General features: G+C 68.4%; 18 protein-coding genes. 11 read left to right on the plus strand and 7 right to left on the minus strand.

The features are described from left to right. The first annotated feature begins 8 nt into the window (after window positions 1-8). The 6 genes from PKD89_RS14590 (at window position 9) to PKD89_RS14615 (ending at window position 5177) form a co-directional block, all read left to right on the plus strand. Window positions 9-1274, plus strand: coding sequence for a M20 family metallopeptidase (locus PKD89_RS14590; protein ID WP_289012103.1), 1266 nt, complete (start codon window positions 9-11; stop codon window positions 1272-1274). Between the two features lie 67 nt (window positions 1275-1341). Continuing rightward, a complete protein-coding gene (locus PKD89_RS14595; protein ID WP_289012104.1) occupies window positions 1342-2964 on the plus strand; it encodes an FAD-dependent thymidylate synthase in 1623 nt (540 codons plus the stop codon). Window positions 2965-3131: 167 nt separating this feature from the next. Next, the gene (locus PKD89_RS14600; RefSeq protein ID WP_287391871.1) at window positions 3132-3665 is read left to right on the plus strand and encodes a hypothetical protein; all 534 of its coding nucleotides are present in this window, start codon (window positions 3132-3134) and stop codon (window positions 3663-3665) included. Beyond that, window positions 3662-4210, plus strand: a complete 549-nt coding sequence (locus tag PKD89_RS14605; RefSeq protein WP_324332512.1) for a hypothetical protein — start codon at window positions 3662-3664, stop codon at window positions 4208-4210. Before PKD89_RS14600 ends, PKD89_RS14605 begins: the two co-directional genes overlap by 4 nt. Then, window positions 4207-4680 (plus strand): GNAT family N-acetyltransferase, encoded by a 474-nt coding sequence (locus tag PKD89_RS14610; protein WP_287378109.1) that lies wholly within the window; start codon window positions 4207-4209, stop codon window positions 4678-4680. The genes PKD89_RS14605 and PKD89_RS14610 overlap by 4 nt, the downstream gene beginning before the upstream one ends. Continuing rightward, complete coding sequence (locus tag PKD89_RS14615) at window positions 4677-5177, plus strand: NUDIX hydrolase (protein WP_289012106.1); 501 nt, start codon at window positions 4677-4679, stop codon at window positions 5175-5177. Before PKD89_RS14610 ends, PKD89_RS14615 begins: the two co-directional genes overlap by 4 nt. A gap of 75 nt (window positions 5178-5252) precedes the next feature. Here the strand turns inward: PKD89_RS14615 and PKD89_RS14620 are convergent, their stop codons facing one another. From PKD89_RS14620 to PKD89_RS14630, 3 genes are all read right to left on the minus strand, one after another. Beyond that, window positions 5253-6074, minus strand: a complete 822-nt coding sequence (locus tag PKD89_RS14620) for a crotonase/enoyl-CoA hydratase family protein (RefSeq protein WP_287378114.1) — start codon at window positions 6072-6074, stop codon at window positions 5253-5255. Window positions 6075-6111: 37 nt separating this feature from the next. Beyond that, window positions 6112-7731 carry a hypothetical protein gene (locus PKD89_RS14625; protein ID WP_289012107.1) on the minus strand — a complete coding sequence of 540 codons (1620 nt, stop codon included), beginning with the start codon at window positions 7729-7731 and terminating at the stop codon, window positions 6112-6114. A 185-nt stretch (window positions 7732-7916) separates the two neighbouring features. Beyond that, a complete protein-coding gene (locus PKD89_RS14630) occupies window positions 7917-9356 on the minus strand; it encodes a mycothione reductase (protein WP_289012108.1) in 1440 nt (479 codons plus the stop codon). A gap of 112 nt (window positions 9357-9468) precedes the next feature. Between PKD89_RS14630 and heR the strand changes: the two genes are divergently transcribed. The 5 genes from heR (at window position 9469) to PKD89_RS14655 (ending at window position 14363) form a co-directional block, all read left to right on the plus strand. Beyond that, the gene (gene heR, locus PKD89_RS14635; protein ID WP_287378128.1) at window positions 9469-10269 is read left to right on the plus strand and encodes a heliorhodopsin HeR; all 801 of its coding nucleotides are present in this window, start codon (window positions 9469-9471) and stop codon (window positions 10267-10269) included. An 82-nt stretch (window positions 10270-10351) separates the two neighbouring features. Beyond that, on the plus strand, window positions 10352-11530 hold the full coding sequence (locus PKD89_RS14640) for an acyl-CoA dehydrogenase family protein (protein WP_349257359.1): 1179 nt from the start codon (window positions 10352-10354) through the stop codon (window positions 11528-11530). A 15-nt stretch (window positions 11531-11545) separates the two neighbouring features. Continuing rightward, the gene (locus PKD89_RS14645) at window positions 11546-12676 is read left to right on the plus strand and encodes an acyl-CoA dehydrogenase family protein (protein ID WP_289012109.1); all 1131 of its coding nucleotides are present in this window, start codon (window positions 11546-11548) and stop codon (window positions 12674-12676) included. Window positions 12677-12729: 53 nt separating this feature from the next. Further along, complete coding sequence (locus PKD89_RS14650; RefSeq protein ID WP_289012110.1) at window positions 12730-13251, plus strand: FxsA family protein; 522 nt, start codon at window positions 12730-12732, stop codon at window positions 13249-13251. A gap of 107 nt (window positions 13252-13358) precedes the next feature. Then, a complete protein-coding gene (locus tag PKD89_RS14655) occupies window positions 13359-14363 on the plus strand; it encodes a hypothetical protein (RefSeq protein WP_287378139.1) in 1005 nt (334 codons plus the stop codon). 127 nt (window positions 14364-14490) lie between these two features. Here the strand turns inward: PKD89_RS14655 and PKD89_RS14660 are convergent, their stop codons facing one another. The 4 genes from PKD89_RS14660 to PKD89_RS14675 all read right to left on the minus strand — a co-directional run bounded on the left by PKD89_RS14660 (window position 14491) and on the right by PKD89_RS14675 (window position 17126). After that, on the minus strand, window positions 14491-15201 hold the full coding sequence (locus PKD89_RS14660) for a hypothetical protein (RefSeq protein WP_289012111.1): 711 nt from the start codon (window positions 15199-15201) through the stop codon (window positions 14491-14493). Window positions 15202-15388: 187 nt separating this feature from the next. After that, complete coding sequence (locus PKD89_RS14665) at window positions 15389-16165, minus strand: hypothetical protein (RefSeq protein WP_289012112.1); 777 nt, start codon at window positions 16163-16165, stop codon at window positions 15389-15391. Continuing rightward, entirely contained in the window at window positions 16162-16680 is a 519-nt protein-coding gene (locus PKD89_RS14670) for a macro domain-containing protein (protein ID WP_287391853.1), read from the minus strand. Before PKD89_RS14670 ends, PKD89_RS14665 begins: the two co-directional genes overlap by 4 nt. A 38-nt stretch (window positions 16681-16718) precedes the next feature. After that, window positions 16719-17126 carry a nuclear transport factor 2 family protein gene (locus tag PKD89_RS14675; RefSeq protein ID WP_287378148.1) on the minus strand — a complete coding sequence of 136 codons (408 nt, stop codon included), beginning with the start codon at window positions 17124-17126 and terminating at the stop codon, window positions 16719-16721. Between the last annotated feature and the right edge of the window lie 191 nt (window positions 17127-17317).

A 17317-nucleotide genomic window follows, 5' to 3' on the forward strand; every position in this document is an offset into this window, starting at 1 on the left:
TTGAGACGATGGCGGACCTGCGCAACGACGATTCTGTGGACCCGAGCGCAACGGGTGGGCATGGCGGCCAACCCGATGCCGCCGAGGCACGGCAGCGGGTGTTCGACGAGGTCGACCGCCTGGCCGATCGGTTGGTGGACGTCTCACATCGCATCCATGCCGATCCCGAACTGGCCTACGCCGAACATCGTGCCCACGACCTGCTCTGCGATGTCCTCGAGGAGGCCAACCTGGCGGTCACCCGGGGCGCCTACGGGCTGGACACCGCGTTCGAGGCCCGCGCCGGCGGGGGAGCGGGCCCCACGGTGGCGGTGATCTGCGAGTACGACGCCCTGCCCGGCATCGGTCACGCCTGCGGCCACAACATCATCGCCGCCGCCGGCCTGGGTGCCGGCCTGGCCGCAGCAGCGGTGGTCGACGAACTCAACGGCAACCTGGTGATCCTCGGCACGCCCGCCGAGGAGGGCGGTGGCGGCAAGATCGCCATGATCGACGCCGGGGCGCTTGAGGGGGTCGACGCAGCGATGATGTTGCACCCCTCGTCGGCCGACGTCGAGTCGATGTATGCCATTGCGATCCAACAGCTGAGGGTGACCTATCACGGCAAGGCGTCCCACGCAGCCGCCCATCCCGAGCTGGGCCGCAATGCCCTCGACGCCGCCGTCCTCGGGTACAACGCCGTCGCTGCGCTGCGCCAGCACATCGCCCCCGACGAGCGGGTCCACGGCATCTTCACCGAAGCGGGCGAGCAGCCCAACATCGTGCCGCGCCGGGCAGCGGCGCATTACTACGTACGTTCGGGCACGCTGGCACGCCTCGAGGAGCTGAAGCCCCGGGTGCTGGCCGCCCTGGCCGGCGGCGCCCAGAGCGCCGGCTGCGAGCTCGAGGTCGCCTGGGTCGATGCCCCCTACGCCGAGCTGTTGCACAATCCCACCCTGGGGGCCCGCTATGCGCTGCACGCCGCCGCTCTCGGCCGCACGGTCGCCGGCGTCGAGGATGCCTCGCTCACCATCGGTTCGACCGACATGGGCAACGTCAGCCTCGAAGTGCCCAGCATCCACCCGACGATCGCCGTCGGGCCGCCCGGCAGCTCGATCCACACCGAGGCGTTCGCTGCGTCGGCCGCCTCGCCGGCGGGCGATCGGGCGGTGCTCGACGGCGCCAAGGCGCTCGCTGCTGTCGCCGTCGACCTGTGGAGCGACCCGGCCGTGCTGGCGTCGGCCCGCGCCGACCATCGGTCGGCAACCGGATCACGGACCGGCGGACCAAAGTGAACGAGCGAAGTAGGTGGTGGGTCCCATGGTCCCTCGGCGGGTGGCGGGTTTGAAATAGTCTCGGCCCGTGTTCACCTACCAGTCCGAGGAGTTCACCGGCGATGAGATCGCCGTTCTGAACCGGCACTTCACCAACCTCGATCGCCCGGTGTTCGCGCTCATCAACCTCCCCGAGGTGGTGAAGGGGGCACTGTTCGCGCGCTACAGCCGCTCATCGAAGTCGCTGCGCCGGTTGTTCCTCGACGAGTTCGCCGGCGCTCTCGCCCTGCCTGCCGCCGGGGGCGGTGACGGCGAGGAAGGCGATGTCGGTCTCGATCGTGCCGAACGGCTCTACGAGAAGGTCTTCGTCGAGTACGGCGACGACTCGGTCGCCCAGCTGGGCGGCGTCCACCTGGCCTGTGAGCAGGCGTCCAACCTTCTCACCAAGCTGCTCGAATGGGGGCGCCTGGCCAGCTATCTGGAGCAGTCCACCCGGTACATCCCCTATGACGTCCGGGCAAACGGCCGTTTTCGCTACTACCGGGACCCCGGCATCCTCACCTCCCGGCTCGGCGCCCGGTACGTGGGCGACATGGACGAGATGTTCGACGCCTACTCGTCGCTGCTGCCGGTGCTCGGCGACCATTTTCGCCGGGTCCACCCCAAGGACGCCGACGATTCGGATTTCGTCTACCGCCAATCGATCCGGGCCAAGTCGTTCGACGCGCTGCGCGGCCTGTTGCCGGCCGCAGCACAGTCCAACGTGGGGATCTACGGCAGCGGCCAGGCCTACGAAGCGATGTTGTTGCGCATGCGGGCCCACCCTCTGCCCGAGGCGCGGGCCTATGCGGACGAGATGCTCTTCGAGCTGCGCAAGGTGATCCCGTCGTTCCTCAAGCGTGTGGACGTGCCGGATCGGGGCGGGGCCTGGAGCGACTACCTGTCCACCAACCGCTCAGCGATGAGCGGGGTGGCCCAGCGGCTCTTCGACGGGCGCGTGGACGCCGTGCCAGAGGCATCGGTGCGGCTGGTGGACTGGGACCCCGACGCCGAGGTGAAGATGATCGCCGCCATGCTGGCGCCCCACACCCACCTGAGCGACACCACCCTGCTCGACGAGGTGGCGGCGATGGGTGCCGCCGACCGTAAGTCGGTCGTCGCCGCCTATGTCGGTCAGCGCTCCAACCGTCGTCACAAACCCGGCCGAGGCCTGGAACGGGTCAACTATCGCTTCGAGATCGTCGCCGACTACGGAGCGTTCCGGGACCTCCAGCGGCACCGGATGATGACGATCGAGTGGCAGAACCTCACGCCCCATCACGGGTACCTCCGCCCGACCGAGGTGGATGACGCCGGTGCGGCTGCGGCCTACGACCAGGCGATGGCGACGTCGGCCGGCCTCCACGATGTGCTCGCACGCCAGTTTCCGGATCGGGCCAGCTATGCGGTGGCGCTGGGTTACCGGGTCCGCTTCACGATGAACCTGAACGCACGCGAGGCGATGCACCTCACCGAGCTGCGTTCGGCTCCCCAGGGGCATGCCAGTTACCGAACGGTGGCCCAGGACATGCATCGGGCGATCGCGGAGGTCGCCGGCCACCGCCTCGTCGCCGACATGATGAGCTTTGTCGATCACGGTTCGGGCGTGGAGCTGGAGCGCTTGGAGGCCGAACGTCGGGCCGAGGCACGGCGCGAACGGCCCACATCCTGAGCGTCGCAGGATTGCCGCAGGGCGGATTTTTCCCGCTGAGGTGGACGCCGCCGTTCCCAGGTTGTAGGCAATGCAGCGGCTCCGACCGGAGCCCGGGTCGGCGACGACGCCAGAGCTGTCTAGTATGCCGCCCGATGACCCGCTGACGTTTCGAGGATGCAATCCCCATGGCTGCCGATGACATCGATGAAATCGACGAGCTTGACGACGACGCCGGCGCCGTCGACGACGTTGACGAAGAGGAACTCGACGAAGAAGACCTGAGCGACGACCTCCATGTCGACGAGGATGACGATGCCGTCATCGGCACCGTCGACGACGAAATCGATGACGAGGACGAGAAGGCCGAGGGCGCCTCGAAGGCGGCCAAGCCTTCGACCGACGATGACGAGGAGGACGAGGAGGATCTCGGGCCCGACGACGTTGAGGCCGACCTCGACACGATCCTCAAGGGTAAGATCGCCTCGGAGGACGACCTCGACGACGACGACGAGGATGAGGACGAAGCCCTCGTCGTCCCGGTGAAGAAGACGGTCGCCGAACAGGCCGATGGCGTCACCGCCCGACAGGAAGGGGAGTTTTCCTGCCCCGGCTGTTTCATGGTCGTCCACCCCCGCCAGTTCGGCCGCCGGTCCAATCCGGTGTGTCCGTCCGGCGAGGAGGACTGCCCCGGTATCGAGATCGCCTTCGGGACGTCGTGAGCCCGGTGGGACCGTCCGGCTCGGAGGACAGCTCCGGCGACGTGCTCTTCGACACTCCGCTCGCCCGGCTGGCGATCGGCTCCGCCGGCGTCGTCGACCGGCTGATCACGCGCACCCAGGGCCAGGTGGCGCTCGGGTTGACGTTGGGACGCCTGGTCGGGGCCAAGGCGGGGTTGCCCGTGCATGCCCCGGTGGTGGCCATGCTCGACCGTCCCCGCCTGCACCCGGTGCGCTCGATGGCCCGCAGCTCGAACGTCACCCCGTTGCGGCCTACCGATCGCCTCTCGGCGGTTGGTCCCTCCTCGGACGTGGGCGCTGCCCAGGTCGCCGTCGCCGAGGAGCCTGCAGCGTCGGAACAGCCGCCGGTCCCGACGAGCGACGAGCTGGCCATCCCGTCCTACGACGAGCTGGCGGCCTCCCAGGTGGTCAAGCGACTTCCGGGCCTCGACGCCGCCGAGCTGGCAGCGATAGGCACCTACGAGCGCGCGCACCGTGGACGGCGAACGATCCTGACCCGGATCCGACAGCTGCAGTCCACCCAGTGACCGACGCGCTCCAGGTCCGTCCCATCGGTGACGCCGACGTCGCCGGGGTTGTCGATCTGCTCGAGCAGGCCCATCGCCATCAACTCGAACAGCGCGACGGCGAGATGTGGGCCACGGTCAACGCCGTTCCGGTGACCGAGGAACGCGTTCGTCACCGGGCGGAGCACGGCCTGGTGCTGGTCGGTACGGTCCTCGGCGTCCCGGTCGGCGTCGTTGTGGCGCGCCACGAGGTCGTGTCGGACAAACGCCTGGCGCTGATCGAAGAGCTGTACACCGAACCCGAGGCCAGAGGGGTGGGCGTCGGTCGTCGGCTGATTCAGGCGGTGGAGCTCTGGGCGAGAGCCACGGGTTGCATAGGCATTGAATCGATGGCGCTGCCCGGCGATCGTGACACCAAAAACTTCTTCGAAGCGGCCGGGCTGATCGCTCGCGCAATCGTGGTGCACCGCAGCTTCGAACCAACCCGATGATCGGCCTGGCTGCGGGCGACGGAGTTGTCGATCCTGTCGGCCGCCCCCAGCTGGCCGTCGGCGCCGTTGTGCAGAGCAGCGATGAGCTGTTGTTGGTTCGTCGGGGAACCGAGCCTCACATCGGGCGTTGGACCCTGCCGGGGGGACGGGTGGAGCGGGGCGAGCTCTTGGCCGAAGCGGTGATCCGAGAGCTTCGCGAGGAAACCGGAGTGGTCGGTGTGTGTAGCGACCTGTTGGGTCTCGCCGAGCTGCTCCCCGGGTTTGGAAACGACGATGATCCTCACGACGATCAGCAGGGTGTTGCCCGACCGGGAAACAACCACTTTGTGGTCGCCAACTTCGTGATCACGTTGCTCGACCCGGATCAGCGCCCGATCGCCGGCTCGGACGCGTCCGACGTCGCCTGGGTGCCGGTGTGGGATGTCGCCGAGATGGACCTGACACCCGGACTGGCGGAGTTTCTCTCCGAGCACCGCATCATTGACACGATCGCCTGATCCGACGATCACCCGCCCGGCGGCCCACCCGAAGGTCGACCGCCGAACGGGGACCGTCAAAACGAACGGGGAGCCTTAGCGGCCCTTCCAGACCGGGTCGCGCTTCTCGAAGAAGGCCGTGAGGCCCTCGCCGAAGTCCTCGGCGCCAAACATCTTGGCGATGCCGTCGTTGGACAGCTTCCAACCGGTCGCCTCGTCGGCCTCGGCGGCCTCCAGAACGATCTTGCGGCTCTCGCGAACGGCCAGCGGGGCCGCCTTTTCGATCTGGGCGGCCAGCGCAACGGCGCCTTCGAGGGCCCCGCTCTCCTCGGTGAGGGCGTTGACCCAGCCGAAGTGATGAGCTCGCTCGGCGGAGAAGTCGAGACGGCCGGTCAGCACCAGCTCCATGGCGATGTTGCGGGGCAACACACGGGGCAGGCGGAACAGCCCGCCGCCGGCGGCGACCAGGTTGCGCAACACCTCGGGGACGCCGAACACGGCGGTCTTCGAGGCGACGACCAGGTCGCAGGCCAGGACGATCTCGGTGCCACCGGCCAGCGCCGGTCCGTCGACCGCAGCGATCACCGGCTTGGTGCGTTCACGGGCGGCGAACCCGGCGAAGCCGCCCTTTTCGGTCATCATGGCACCGGGGTCGGTGCTCATCGCCTTCAGGTCGGCACCGGCCGAAAAGATCCAGCCCTTTTCGGTGCGGGCGCCGGTGAGCACGCCCACCCACAGGTCGTCGTCGGACTCCAACAGGTCGATCGCCGCCTCGACGCCTTGGGCGACGTCACCGTTGACCGCGTTGCGGGCCTCGGGGCGGTTGATCGTGATGATCGCCACATGGCCGCGGCGCTCCAGGAGCACCTTCTCGTTGCCCTCGATCACCGGAGCGGCTGTTGTTTCCTCGTTCGTCATCAGCCCAAGTTAGGGGGTGCGCGACGCTCGAGGCGAGTTACTCGTTGGCGGCGGTATCCGGGGCAGGTGACGGATCGCCTGCGGTGTCCTCGGTGGGCGAATCAGCGGCGGACGGCTCTGATGCCGGGGCCTCGGAAGTAGGAGCTTCGGGTGTCGCCGCTTCGGGTGCTGCCGCCTCGGATGCTGCCGCCTCGGATGCTGCCGCAGCCGTCTCGCTGGGCGTAGACATCTCGGTAGTCGCCGCCTCGGGAGCCGCTTCAGGACCATCCTTGGGGGTCGGCTCGGGAGCGGTAGCCGTCTCGCCGGTTGCCGGGGCGGGCTTGGCGCCCTTCGACGCATCCCGCTTCGGCTGGCCGCCCTTCGCCTGGTCGCCCGTTGGCCGCCCGCCCTTGGGCTGGTCGCCGCGACCGCCGCCGTCGCGGGGGCCCTTCTTGGGCTTGTCGCCGCCGGGACGGCGCCGCCGGGGCGGGTTCTTCGGCGCAGTGGACGGATCAACGCCGAACTTCCGTGCCAGCTCGGGCAGGCGGGCTGCCACCGCACGAAGGGTGTTGAGCAGTTCCTCGCTGGGCTTCTCCGGGATGTGGTCGAGCTCGACCAGCGCGCGAACCGGCGAGAACGCCAGCGCGTCGAGCAGGGCGCCCCAACGGTCGTCGGTCATGTTCTCGTCGACCGAGTCGACGACAGCGGTGGCGAGACGGGTGGCCAAGTCACCGGGAAGGGGTGCGCCGGCCTTCGGCGACCTGCTCGACACCCGCAGCGCACGGATCACGCGCCCGGCCTGTATCAGCGCCGAGATCTCTTCGGCCCAGGCGGCCTGCTCTGTCTCCACCCGGCTGTTGAGCGCGTCGCGCAGCTGCCCGGCGAGCGCACGGGTCTCCTCGTCGTTGGCGGCGGTGTCGCCGGCGACGACGACCGATCGCAGATCACGCAGATCGACCTCGTCGGCCTGGGCCACGGCAGCCTCGGCACGGTCTCGCCACTCCGCGGTGCGCAGTTGCTCCTGGAGCTGTTCGGCCAGACCGATCAGCGGTCCGGGCTTCACCTCGGGGCGTCCCTCGGCCTTGTTGGTCTCGTTCTGTTCCTTGATCGCAGTGCGAACGGCAGGGAGGCCACCGGCGACCAGCTGGTCGGCGACGGGTCGCTGCTCGTCGGGGAGAGCGGCCAGCACCGCGTTGCGATGCGTCTTGCCGGCGCGAAGCCGTTTGGCCTTGGGACGGGTCGGCACCTCCGGGGGCGCCGGACGGTGCGGGCGATCGCCACGCCCTCGGCCGCGTGGGCCCTCGCCGTCGCGTCCGCCCTCGCGCCTGGCGCCCCGACCGTCGCGGTCACGGCGTCGGCCCCCGCCGCGCTCGTCCCGGTCGCGTCGGCCGCCACCGCCCTTGGCTGCCAGCTTGGTGGTGACCAGGTCGGTGGGATCCTTGGCGATCAGCTCCAAACGCTGTGGCTCCTTGCGATCGCGCTTGGGGGTAGCGATCGCCAGCACGTCGATGCCGTCGATCGTGAAGTCGGCGTCGGCCTTCAGCTCATCGCCGATCTTCGTGCCCTCGGGCAGCAGCGACGCCGCAGCTTCGCCCTTTGGTTGCTTGGCGCCGGAGACCCTCCAGGTAAAGCGTTCGTCGCTCAGGCTGGTGATCTCGATGTCGAGTCGGCGTGACATGGCGTGGCCTCTCGTGGCGGTGGGGCGAACCCACGGGGTTGGGGGTGCCGGACGCAGATCATCCGGTCGACGGAGCACATCCACACGGGATGGGTTGCTCGGGGTCGTCGCTCTGTACGGGGCCCAGAGCCGACAAAGCAGCGTATCGGACCAGCAGATCAGCACTGAAGACGTGGCGTGACCGCCTACTCCCAGGGTTCGAACTCGCCGCCCCTGCTCGGCGTGTACGGCACCTCGAGCAGCAACTGTTCGACGACCTCGCTGAGCGCCGGATGGGGATAGATCACCGTGCGGGCCACGTCGTCGGCGGTGTTGCCCAGCGCCATCGCCTGAGCGAGCGGCTGGATCAGCAGCGAGGCCTCATGGCCGATGATGTGGGCGCCCAGGATCAGGCGTGTGTCCGGGTCGACCAGCACCTTGGCAAACCCGACTTGGTCCTCCATCGCCCAGCCGTAGGCGGTGGCGCCGTAGTCGCGGCGGCCGACCAGATAGGGATGGCCAAGCGCCTGAAGCGCTTCTTCGGAACGGCCCACCTGGGCCACCTCCGGATGGCTGAACACCACGTGGGGCACCGCCGACTCGTCGATGCGGCGCAGGTCGTCGGGGTGGGTGAGGTTGTGCCCGACGATGTCGGCCTCCCGGTTGGCCAGGTGCTTGAGCTGCAGCGGGTTGCGGATGTCGCCCAGCGCCCAGATGCCCTCCGCCTCGGTCGCCAGGGTGTCGTCGGTGATGACATACCCGTAGGGATCGACGGTCACCCCGGTGCGCTCGACGCACAGTTCGTCAGCGTTGGGCACGCGCCCAGCGGCCACCAACACCACGTCCCCCTCGACCGTTTGCCCGTCGGAACACTCGACGGCGATGCCGGCGTCGCTGCGGCGCACCGACTGGACGGTCACGTTCAGCCGGAGGTCGTAGCGGTGACCGAGCGCCTGGGTGAAGCGCCTGCCGATCTCCCAGTCCTCGTGCCCCAGCAGGCGCGGCGACCGTCCGATGATCGTCACCCTGGCGCCGAACGTGCCGAAGGCGTGAGCCATCTCGGCGGCGATGAACCCGCCCCCGATGATCACGAGGTGCTCGGGCACCTCGTCGATCCGCATGATCGTGTCCGAGGTGTGGAAGGGCACGCCGTCGAGGCCCTCGACCCGTGGCCTACGCGGGCGAGCCCCGGCGGCGAGAACCACCCGGTCGGCGCTGACCAGTTGGCTCAATCCCGACGGGTCGGTCACCTCGACGGTGCGGTCGCCGACGAAGGTGGCGGTGCCGCCGTAGACGGTGACGTGGTTCTGCCCCCGGCGGTACTCCTCACCGCCGGCGGCGATCGGGTCGATGCGGCCGAAGGTGCGGTCGCGGATCTCACGCCACCGCACCCCATCCAGGCTGAGGTCGACCCCGAGCGCCTTGGCCTCCTCGGCCAGGCGGATCACCGTCGCCGGGTAGATCAGCATCTTCGAGGGGATGCAGCCCCGGTTCAAGCAGGTGCCGCCGAACGCGTCTCGCTCGACCATCGCTACCGAGAGGTGTTCGAAGCGCTCGTCGAGAAACGTGTTGCCCGACCCGGAGCCGATCACCATCAGGTCGTGGTGGTTCGGCGCGGAGGCGGTTGAGGGGGCATCGGGGGTCACCCCCTCATCCTGCCAGGTGATCTCCGGCGATCGGCGATCACCTGGTGGGTTGAGCGCGGCCAGCGACGGGTACCGCCTGGCTGCCGACCCGGCCCGACGACAGGAACCACCCATGACCAATGCGCACGATCAACCGAAGGCTTCGTCGCTCGACCTCGGCCCCCACCCGGACGAGTCGATCGCCAAGCTGCGGTGGTTCAACCTGGCGATGGGTGGGCTTCACCTTCTCCAGGGCATCGCCATCGTCGCGCTGTCCAACAACTTCCGGGCCCCGGTCACCGGCTCGTTTCTCGACGGACCGCCCGGTACACCGACGCAATTGACCGAGCTGTTCTCCATCCCGTTCGGTTGGGGCGTCGCCGCCTTTGTGTTCCTCTCGGCGATCGCCCACTTCCTGATCGCCGGGCCGCTGTTCGGTGCCTACTCCCGCCAGCTTCGCCAGGGACGCAACGACTTCCGATGGATTGAATATGCGCTGAGCGCCTCGTGGATGATCGTGCTGATCGCCATGCTCACCGGCGCCAGCGACTTCGCTGCGCTGCTCGGGCTGTTTGGGGTCAATGCCGCCATGATCCTCTTTGGGCTGATCGCCGAACGATCGGGCCAGCCCGGCGGCTCGGGCTGGCAGCTGCCCTTCTGGCTGGGCACGCTGTTCGGTGCCGTGCCGTGGATCATCATCGCCATAAATCTGTGGGCGCCGGGCCAGGATTCGTCCGCACCGACGTTCGTGTACGTCATCTTCGTCACGATCTTCGTCTTCTTCGATAGCTTCGCCGTCAACTTCTGGCTCCAGTACCGCCGGGTGGGCCGCTGGCGCAGCTACCTGTTCGGCGAGACGGCCTATGTGGTGTTGTCGCTCGTGGCCAAGTCGTTGCTGGCCTGGCAGGTGTTCGCCGGGGCGCTCGCCTCCTGATCCCGACCAACCAGGCGGTGCGCGAACGAGAACGCGTTATCGTGCTCGCACTTGCACCGTGACGGTACCTCTGGGGGGATTGATGCAGCTGGCCTACACCGACGAGCAGGAAGCGCTTCGCTCGGAGCTGCGCGACTACTACGACCGGCTCCTCACCCCCGAGGTGCGCGAGGCGCTCCACGAGGAGGAGGGCGTCGGTCGGGTCCACCGCGAGATCATCGGCCAGATGGCCCGGGACGGCTGGATGGGCATCGGTTGGCCCACCGAGTACGGCGGACAGGGTCGAAGCCAGATCGAGCAGTTCATCTTCTACGACGAGTCGATGCGCTCGGGTGCCCCCGTGCCGATGCTCACGATCAACACGGTCGGGCCGACGATCATGAAGAACGGCACCGACGAGCAGAAGCGACGCTTCCTGCCCCGCATCCTGGCGGGGGAGATCCTGTTCTGCATCGGCTACAGCGAGTCCGAGGCCGGGACCGACCTGGCATCGCTGACGACCAAGGCCACCCGTGACGGCGACGAGTACGTGATTTCCGGGCAGAAGATGTGGACGTCGCTGGCATCGGATGCCGACTACTGCTGGCTGGCGGTTCGCACCAACGCCGAGGCGGCCAAACACAAGGGCATCTCGATGGTCGTCGTGCCGATGGACGCCGACGGCATCACGATCGAGCCGTTGCACCTGCTCAGCCAGCACGACATCAACCAGGTGTATTACGACGACGTGAGAGTCCGGGCCGACAACCTGGTCGGCGGTGAGAACAACGGCTGGTCGCTGATCGTCGACCAGTTGAACCACGAGCGGGTCACGCTGTGCTCCTCCGGGTTGCTCGAGCAGGCCTACACCGAGGTGCGGGACTGGGCGCTGTCCACCCGCAACGCCGACGGGCGCCGGGTGGTCGACGACGAATGGGTGCAGATGAACCTCGCCCGGGTGCGGGCCGGCCTCGACTATCTGCGGCTGATCAACTGGAAGGTGGCCTGGACCGGCACCCAGGGCACCCTCGACGTGGCCGACGCTTCGACGATCAAGGTGTTCGGCACCGAGTGGTACCTCGAGTCGTTCCGGCTGCTGATGGAGGTGCTCGGGCCGCGTGGGTACGTTGCCCGAGGTTCCGCCGGCGACCTGTTGGCCGGACGCCTGGAGATGAACTACCGATCGTTGCTCATCCTCACGTTCGGGGGCGGCACCAACGAGATCCAACGAGACCTGATCGCCATGTTCGGCCTGGGGATGCCCCGGCCGCTGCGGGCCTAGGGAAGGGGTACCCACGTGGACTTTGCCTACGACGAATCCGAACAGGCGATCGGCGACCTGGCGCTACAGGTGCTGACCGATGGCAGTGATCCGGCCCAGCTGCGGGAGCTGGAGCGACCAACGGACGGAACCGCGCCCGGCCCGCGCTTCGACCGGGCCCTGTGGGCCACGCTGGCCGACACCGGCATCCTGGGCGCCTGCCTGCCCGACGACCTGCCCGGCGGCGGGGGAGCGGGGCTCGGTTTGGTGGCGCTCGGCCGCATCTGTGAAGCCCAGGGTGCCACTGCGGCGGCTGTTCCGCTGTGGGAGACGATGGCGCTGGGCGCACTGCCGCTGGCCGGGCTGGCCGAGGGCGAGGCGCGCGACCGTTGGTTGGATCGCGTGGCCGCCGGCGACGCGGTGCTGACCGCCGCCTGGCACGAGGACGGCGGCGAACCCGACGCCCCGGGGTGTGCCCTCACCGGCAGGGACGAGGCGCCGCTGATCAGCGGGTCGAAAGTGGCCGTGCCCGCCGGGTGGATCGCCGATGCCGCCGTCGTGCCGGTGACCGCCGAGGACGGCGGGGTGGCGCTGGTCCTCGTCGAGCTCGACCACCCATCGGTCACCCGCACGTCGTTGCAAACGACGGCGGCCAGCCCGGACGCCAACCTGGACTTCGCAGATACCCCGGCCGAGCTGATCGCAAGCGGCGACGAAGCCCTCACCTGGGCCTGGCAGCGGGCGCTGGCAACCCAGTGCGCCCTGATCACCGGCGGGGTGGCACAGGCCATGGCAGTCACCGCGCAGTACACCAAGGATCGCAAGCAGTTCGACCAGCCGATCGCCGCCTTTCAGGCGGTGGCCCACCGGGCCGCCGACGCGTTCGTCGACACAGAGGGCATCCGCCTGACCGCCGCCCAGGCGCTGTGGCGCCTTGAAGCGGGCATGCCCGCAGCGGCCGAGGTGGCGATCGCCAAGTACTGGGCAGCCGACGCCGGCCAGCGGGTGGTGCATGCCGCCATGCACCTGCACGGGGGCATGGGCGTCGACCGCGACTATCCGGTGCACCGCTACTTCCTTCAGATGAAGGAGCACGAGCTGCAACTGGGCGGCACCAGCCGCAGCCTGGTCGCTCTGGGCAAGCTGATCGCCGCCGGGGAGGCCTGACCGGGCGCGGCGCCGCACCAGCGCCGACGCCGACGCCGGTACGATGGGCCGACATGCTCTGGCTGTTCGTCGTGCTTTTCATCGTGGTGCCGTTGGCCGAGCTGTGGGCCATCATCGCCGTGTCCGACATCATCGGTGGCTGGCCGACGATCGGGCTGTTGTTGTTCGACAGCCTGCTCGGCGCCTGGTTGCTGAAGCGCCAGGGCAGGGGAGTGCTCGCCAAGGTGGACGCACGGCTGAGGGCGAATCAGTTGCCCACCGACGAGCTGGTCGACGGCGTGCTGATCCTGTTTGCCGGTGCGCTCATGCTCACGCCCGGCTTCATCACCGACGCCGCCGGCTTCCTCCTGCTGTTGCCGTTCACCCGGGCTCCACTACGCGCCGCGCTGAAGCGCCGCTTCACCGTTCGGATGGGCCGAGGGTTTCAGTTTGTCTCCTCCTCCACCTCCATGGGAGGATCCATGGGTGGCCAAGGTGAATCGTCATTCGGGTCGGGGGCGCCCGCTGGCGGGCGGGTGTGGGAGGCCGAGGTGATCGAGGACGACCAGGAACTGCCCGGTCCCGAACAGAGTTGACCCGAACGAAGTTGAATGGCGTATGTGTCGGGACCGTGTACTAGGTTGCCCCTCGTGGAATACGGCTCCTCAGCGGGGAGAGCCGCAAACTCTTGGAGGAGCACCACATGTCATTAAGTCCTGGTACGTCACGTCGGCCCAACGCAAAGCGCCTGCCGCTTCGCCGGGCGGCGCTGTTCGCTCTGGTCGCTGCACCCTTGGGGGCGGCGACGCTCTCGTGTACGGCCGCCCCGGCGGAGTACTGGTCGCCGACCGGTCCGTGCGGGACGACCGATTCCACGGTGGTGCCTGCCGGCGTGACCTCGATGACCGTCACGGTCGAGGGTGCGAAGGGTGGCAATGCTGGGGCACAGGGTGGCTCACCCGACTCCGGCCTTGGTTCCCGCGGCGGCTCCGCAACGTCGACGTTTACGGTCACGCCGGGCCAAACCATCTCGGCCACGGTGGGCTGCGAGGGCGGTAACGGCGAGAACGCTCCTGCGCCCAAGGTGGATCCCTCAGCCGGCTGGAGCAGCGGTGGTGGCGCTGGTCGTGGCCACCGGGCAACCGGTGGTGGTGCGGCCAGCGGTGGCGGCGGCGCCTCCTCGGGTGTGTGCATCGGGGATACCTGTGACTCCAGCGCTGTGGCGTCGACCCTCGTGGTTGCCGGCGGCGGCGGCGGCGGCGGCATGTCCACGTGTGCCTTCCAGAACGGCGGCATTGGCGGCGCCGGCGGCAACGCCGGCTCGACCGCTGCCGGCGGAGGTTCAGGTCCGTCCGGGGCCGACGGTGGTGTCGGATCGAAGACGGGCATTGGCCCCACCCCAGGTGGCGGTGCAGGTGGCGCCAACACCAACTCGACTCCTGGCCCGAACGGCGTGTCGAGCCCTGACACCAGCCAGAGCGGCATCGGAACGTCGAGTTCCGGCGGCGGCGGCGGCGCCGGCTACCGAGGCGGCTCGCCCGGCGGCATGTTCCAGTACGACTTCCTCACTGCCTCGGCCCTGTGTCACGCAGGCGGCGGCGGCGGTGGCGGCTCGTCGTGGATCGCCAATTCGGGGAGCACGCTCTTCGGCACGGCAGCCCAGGACGCCGGTCGGGTCCTGGTGAGCTTCGCTCAGCCGGGCAGCTAATAGCCCCTGACGACGGCTCCTCATCGAGGAGCCAGGTTCACAACCGAGAAGTGCAATCGGACATGCCCTCCAGGATCATCCTGGAGGGCATGTTCGCGTCCGCCCTGTAAGGGACGTGGGCCGATGCTCAGCGACCGGTGCCGCTGCCGGGGGAAAGCGGGCGAAGCGAGGGTGCGAAGACGCCGCCGGTGGGGAGGTGGGACAGGTCGAAACGGTCGAGCGGCTTCGGGAACAGGTTGGGGATGTCTTCTGGGTCGATGAAGTCGTAGCCGGCCTCCTCGGTCCACCCGCACAGCTCGCGATAGGCGACAACGATCACGCGCCAGCCGGCGGCCTTGGCCGGGTCGCCGGCCACCCGTGCCAGGTCCTGGTCGGCCGAGCACACGAGCAGCGTTCCCGGCCGGTTCCGCTCGGCGAGCCGCTGCCCGGCCACGGCGACGATCGCGTCGTCGATGTCGCCCTCGTCCCGGTCCCGGCAGAACACGGTGAAGCCGCTCTGCCGGGCGGCGGTCACGAACGGGGCGACCTGGGTGGAACGAGCGGACACCACCGAAAGGAACAGCAGCGCCTCGACATCGTAGGGCGAGCCAGGTTCATTTTTCGAAGGTGACGGCGGCCTCTGGTTGACCAACCAGCGACTGAACGCGTCGTATTGGGGTCGCACGATGGTGTGATGGTCGGCTCCGGTCACCGAGAACAGCGACGCGTCCATGTTGGGCGCATCCCAGAGGCACACGGTCAACGGGCGACGCCGGTCGTGATGGTCGGGCACCGCCACCTGCGGCACCGGGTAGTCGCTTCCGTGAGCGACCACATCTTCGAGGTTGGGCTTACGCATAGGTTCTCCAGGCAATTGCGGCGACACCGGCCGCGCCACCTGGAAGGTGCCACCTACTCGTCGTAACGGCCCAACCTACCGGTCGGTGGGTGTGAGAAGAACGACAGGGGCGATTCGGTGGTGTGGCCTCTCGGCATCCTCGCCCCGACCGCCGGAAATCCTCGTTATGTCAAGTAGTGTCGAAAGCTCAGCTTCCCACTCTTCGGCGAGCGACCGAGCGCAGCGCCTTGAGCGGCTCTCCCATCCCCGGGTAGGCGGTCGCAACGCGAGCCGGCAGTGAACGGTTTCGACGGATCCAAGAATCGAGTGCCGGCCCGGACTCGAAACTGGAGATCAACGCGTGGCGGGGTTGATCGCCCCGGTGCACCACCACGTGCCACAGCCGCTGCGTGTCCACAACGAAGCGCGATCCGCGGTGCAAGGGAATCCGGATCTCGGTGGTCGGATCGGGGTACCCGTCAGCGTCGCTGTCCATCAGCATCATGTAGCTGTCGGGATTGTCGCTGAGCTCGAGCCAGGACCGCACGATCCATCCGGCACCGTCGGGGTTGTAGCGGTTGTTCTGGTCACGGTGCAGCATGGCTTTGGCCACTCGCCTGTCCTGCGGTTCGAGGCGAATCACCCGAACACGACCGAAGTTGGCACCCACGCCTTCGACGTAGCGCTTGAGGGCCGGCGCCTTCCTCGCGTTGGCCGTCCAGAGACCGTCCTTGTCGGCTCGTCGACGGCTGGAGAAACCGACGCAGTTCATTTCGCCGTCCACCGAGGCCAGCGGGGCGAAGTGCGTGTCGCCCCCGGACTTCCAGTCGAGATAGTCCAGTGCGAGCCACTCCCCCTCTGGACAGACGTCCGGCGCGTTCCGCAGCCGGACGACACCGGTCGCAGCGAGCACCTTGAGGCGGGAGTGGGAGGTGTTCCGCTCGATGGCCCGGCTGAGCTCGACGTCGAAGGGCAACAGCGTCACGACGCCGCTCCAACCAGCTTGTGCCAGCGCTCGGCGACTTCGGCCTCAAAGGCCACGAAGCGGATTTCCCCACCCCACTCGGGGTGATCGGCCTCCCACCTGGTTGCAGCATCGGTGATGACCGCCAGCGCCTCATCGATCGGATAGCCGTAGATCCCGGCCGAGATGGCGGGCATGGCCACCGAACGGGCGTCGAGCGACACAACCGCGTCCAACGCTGCCGTGACCGTTGCGGCCAGCTTGGTCGGGTCGTCGTCGGATCCCGAGTAGATCGGCCCGGCAACATGCACGATCCAGGTGGCGACCATGTCCCCGGCGGTGGTGACCGCCGCCTGACCGTCGGCCAGCGGTCCGTGTTCGGCCACCCACGAATCAGACTCGGACTGAACGGACGGCCCGCCCGCCCGGACGAGTGCGGCTGCCACTCCCCCGCCGTGCGCCAGCTGCCGGTTGGCGGCGTTAACCACCACCTGGGTGTCCTGTCGGGTGAGGTCTCCTGCAACCACCGTGATCATGGGGATCAGTCTGCACGAATTTCACGGTTCCGTCGCCGTCAGCCGCTCATGCGCTCCTCCACCCAGTCGACCTCGAGGCGCCTGGACGCAAACCGCCACCCTTCAAGGCGGCGCACGTAGGCGTCCTGATACCGAATGAACACCACTCGATCTTCGCGTCGACCATCGGTCTCAACGAAATGATGCGCCTGGCAGTAGACCTCTCCGGTCGCTTCGTCGCCATCGAGGTCCACTCGGCGCTGGCCGAGATGGTGGAACGTGCCGGAGTAGCGACGCAGCCCCTCCAGCGCCGCTGCGATGTCGCGCCGGCCGCTGCGCAACGCCCCCGGAGGCTCCAGGGTGCCCGACTCCAAGAACAGTTCCGCCACCGCATCGAAGCGACGACGGTCCACGCCCTCGGCGTACTCAATGGCCAACGAACGGATCTGTTCGCTCTCGCTCTTCATCCTTCTGGGCCTCCTTCGTGGATCCCGCTGATGCCATCGTCATGTGCTACCAAACCTCCATGACCCAACGACCCGCCGACGTCCCACCGATCGACGAGTGGACGGCGTTGCTCCTCGGCAAGGTGGCGGTGATCACGGGTGGGGGCGACGGTATCGGAGCCGCCATCGCCACCATGTTTGCCCAGCATGGG

Origin of the sequence: Candidatus Neomicrothrix sp. (assembly GCF_035329545.1) — a bacterium.
GTDB classification, from domain to species: Bacteria; Actinomycetota; Acidimicrobiia; order Acidimicrobiales; family Microtrichaceae; genus Microthrix; species Microthrix subdominans.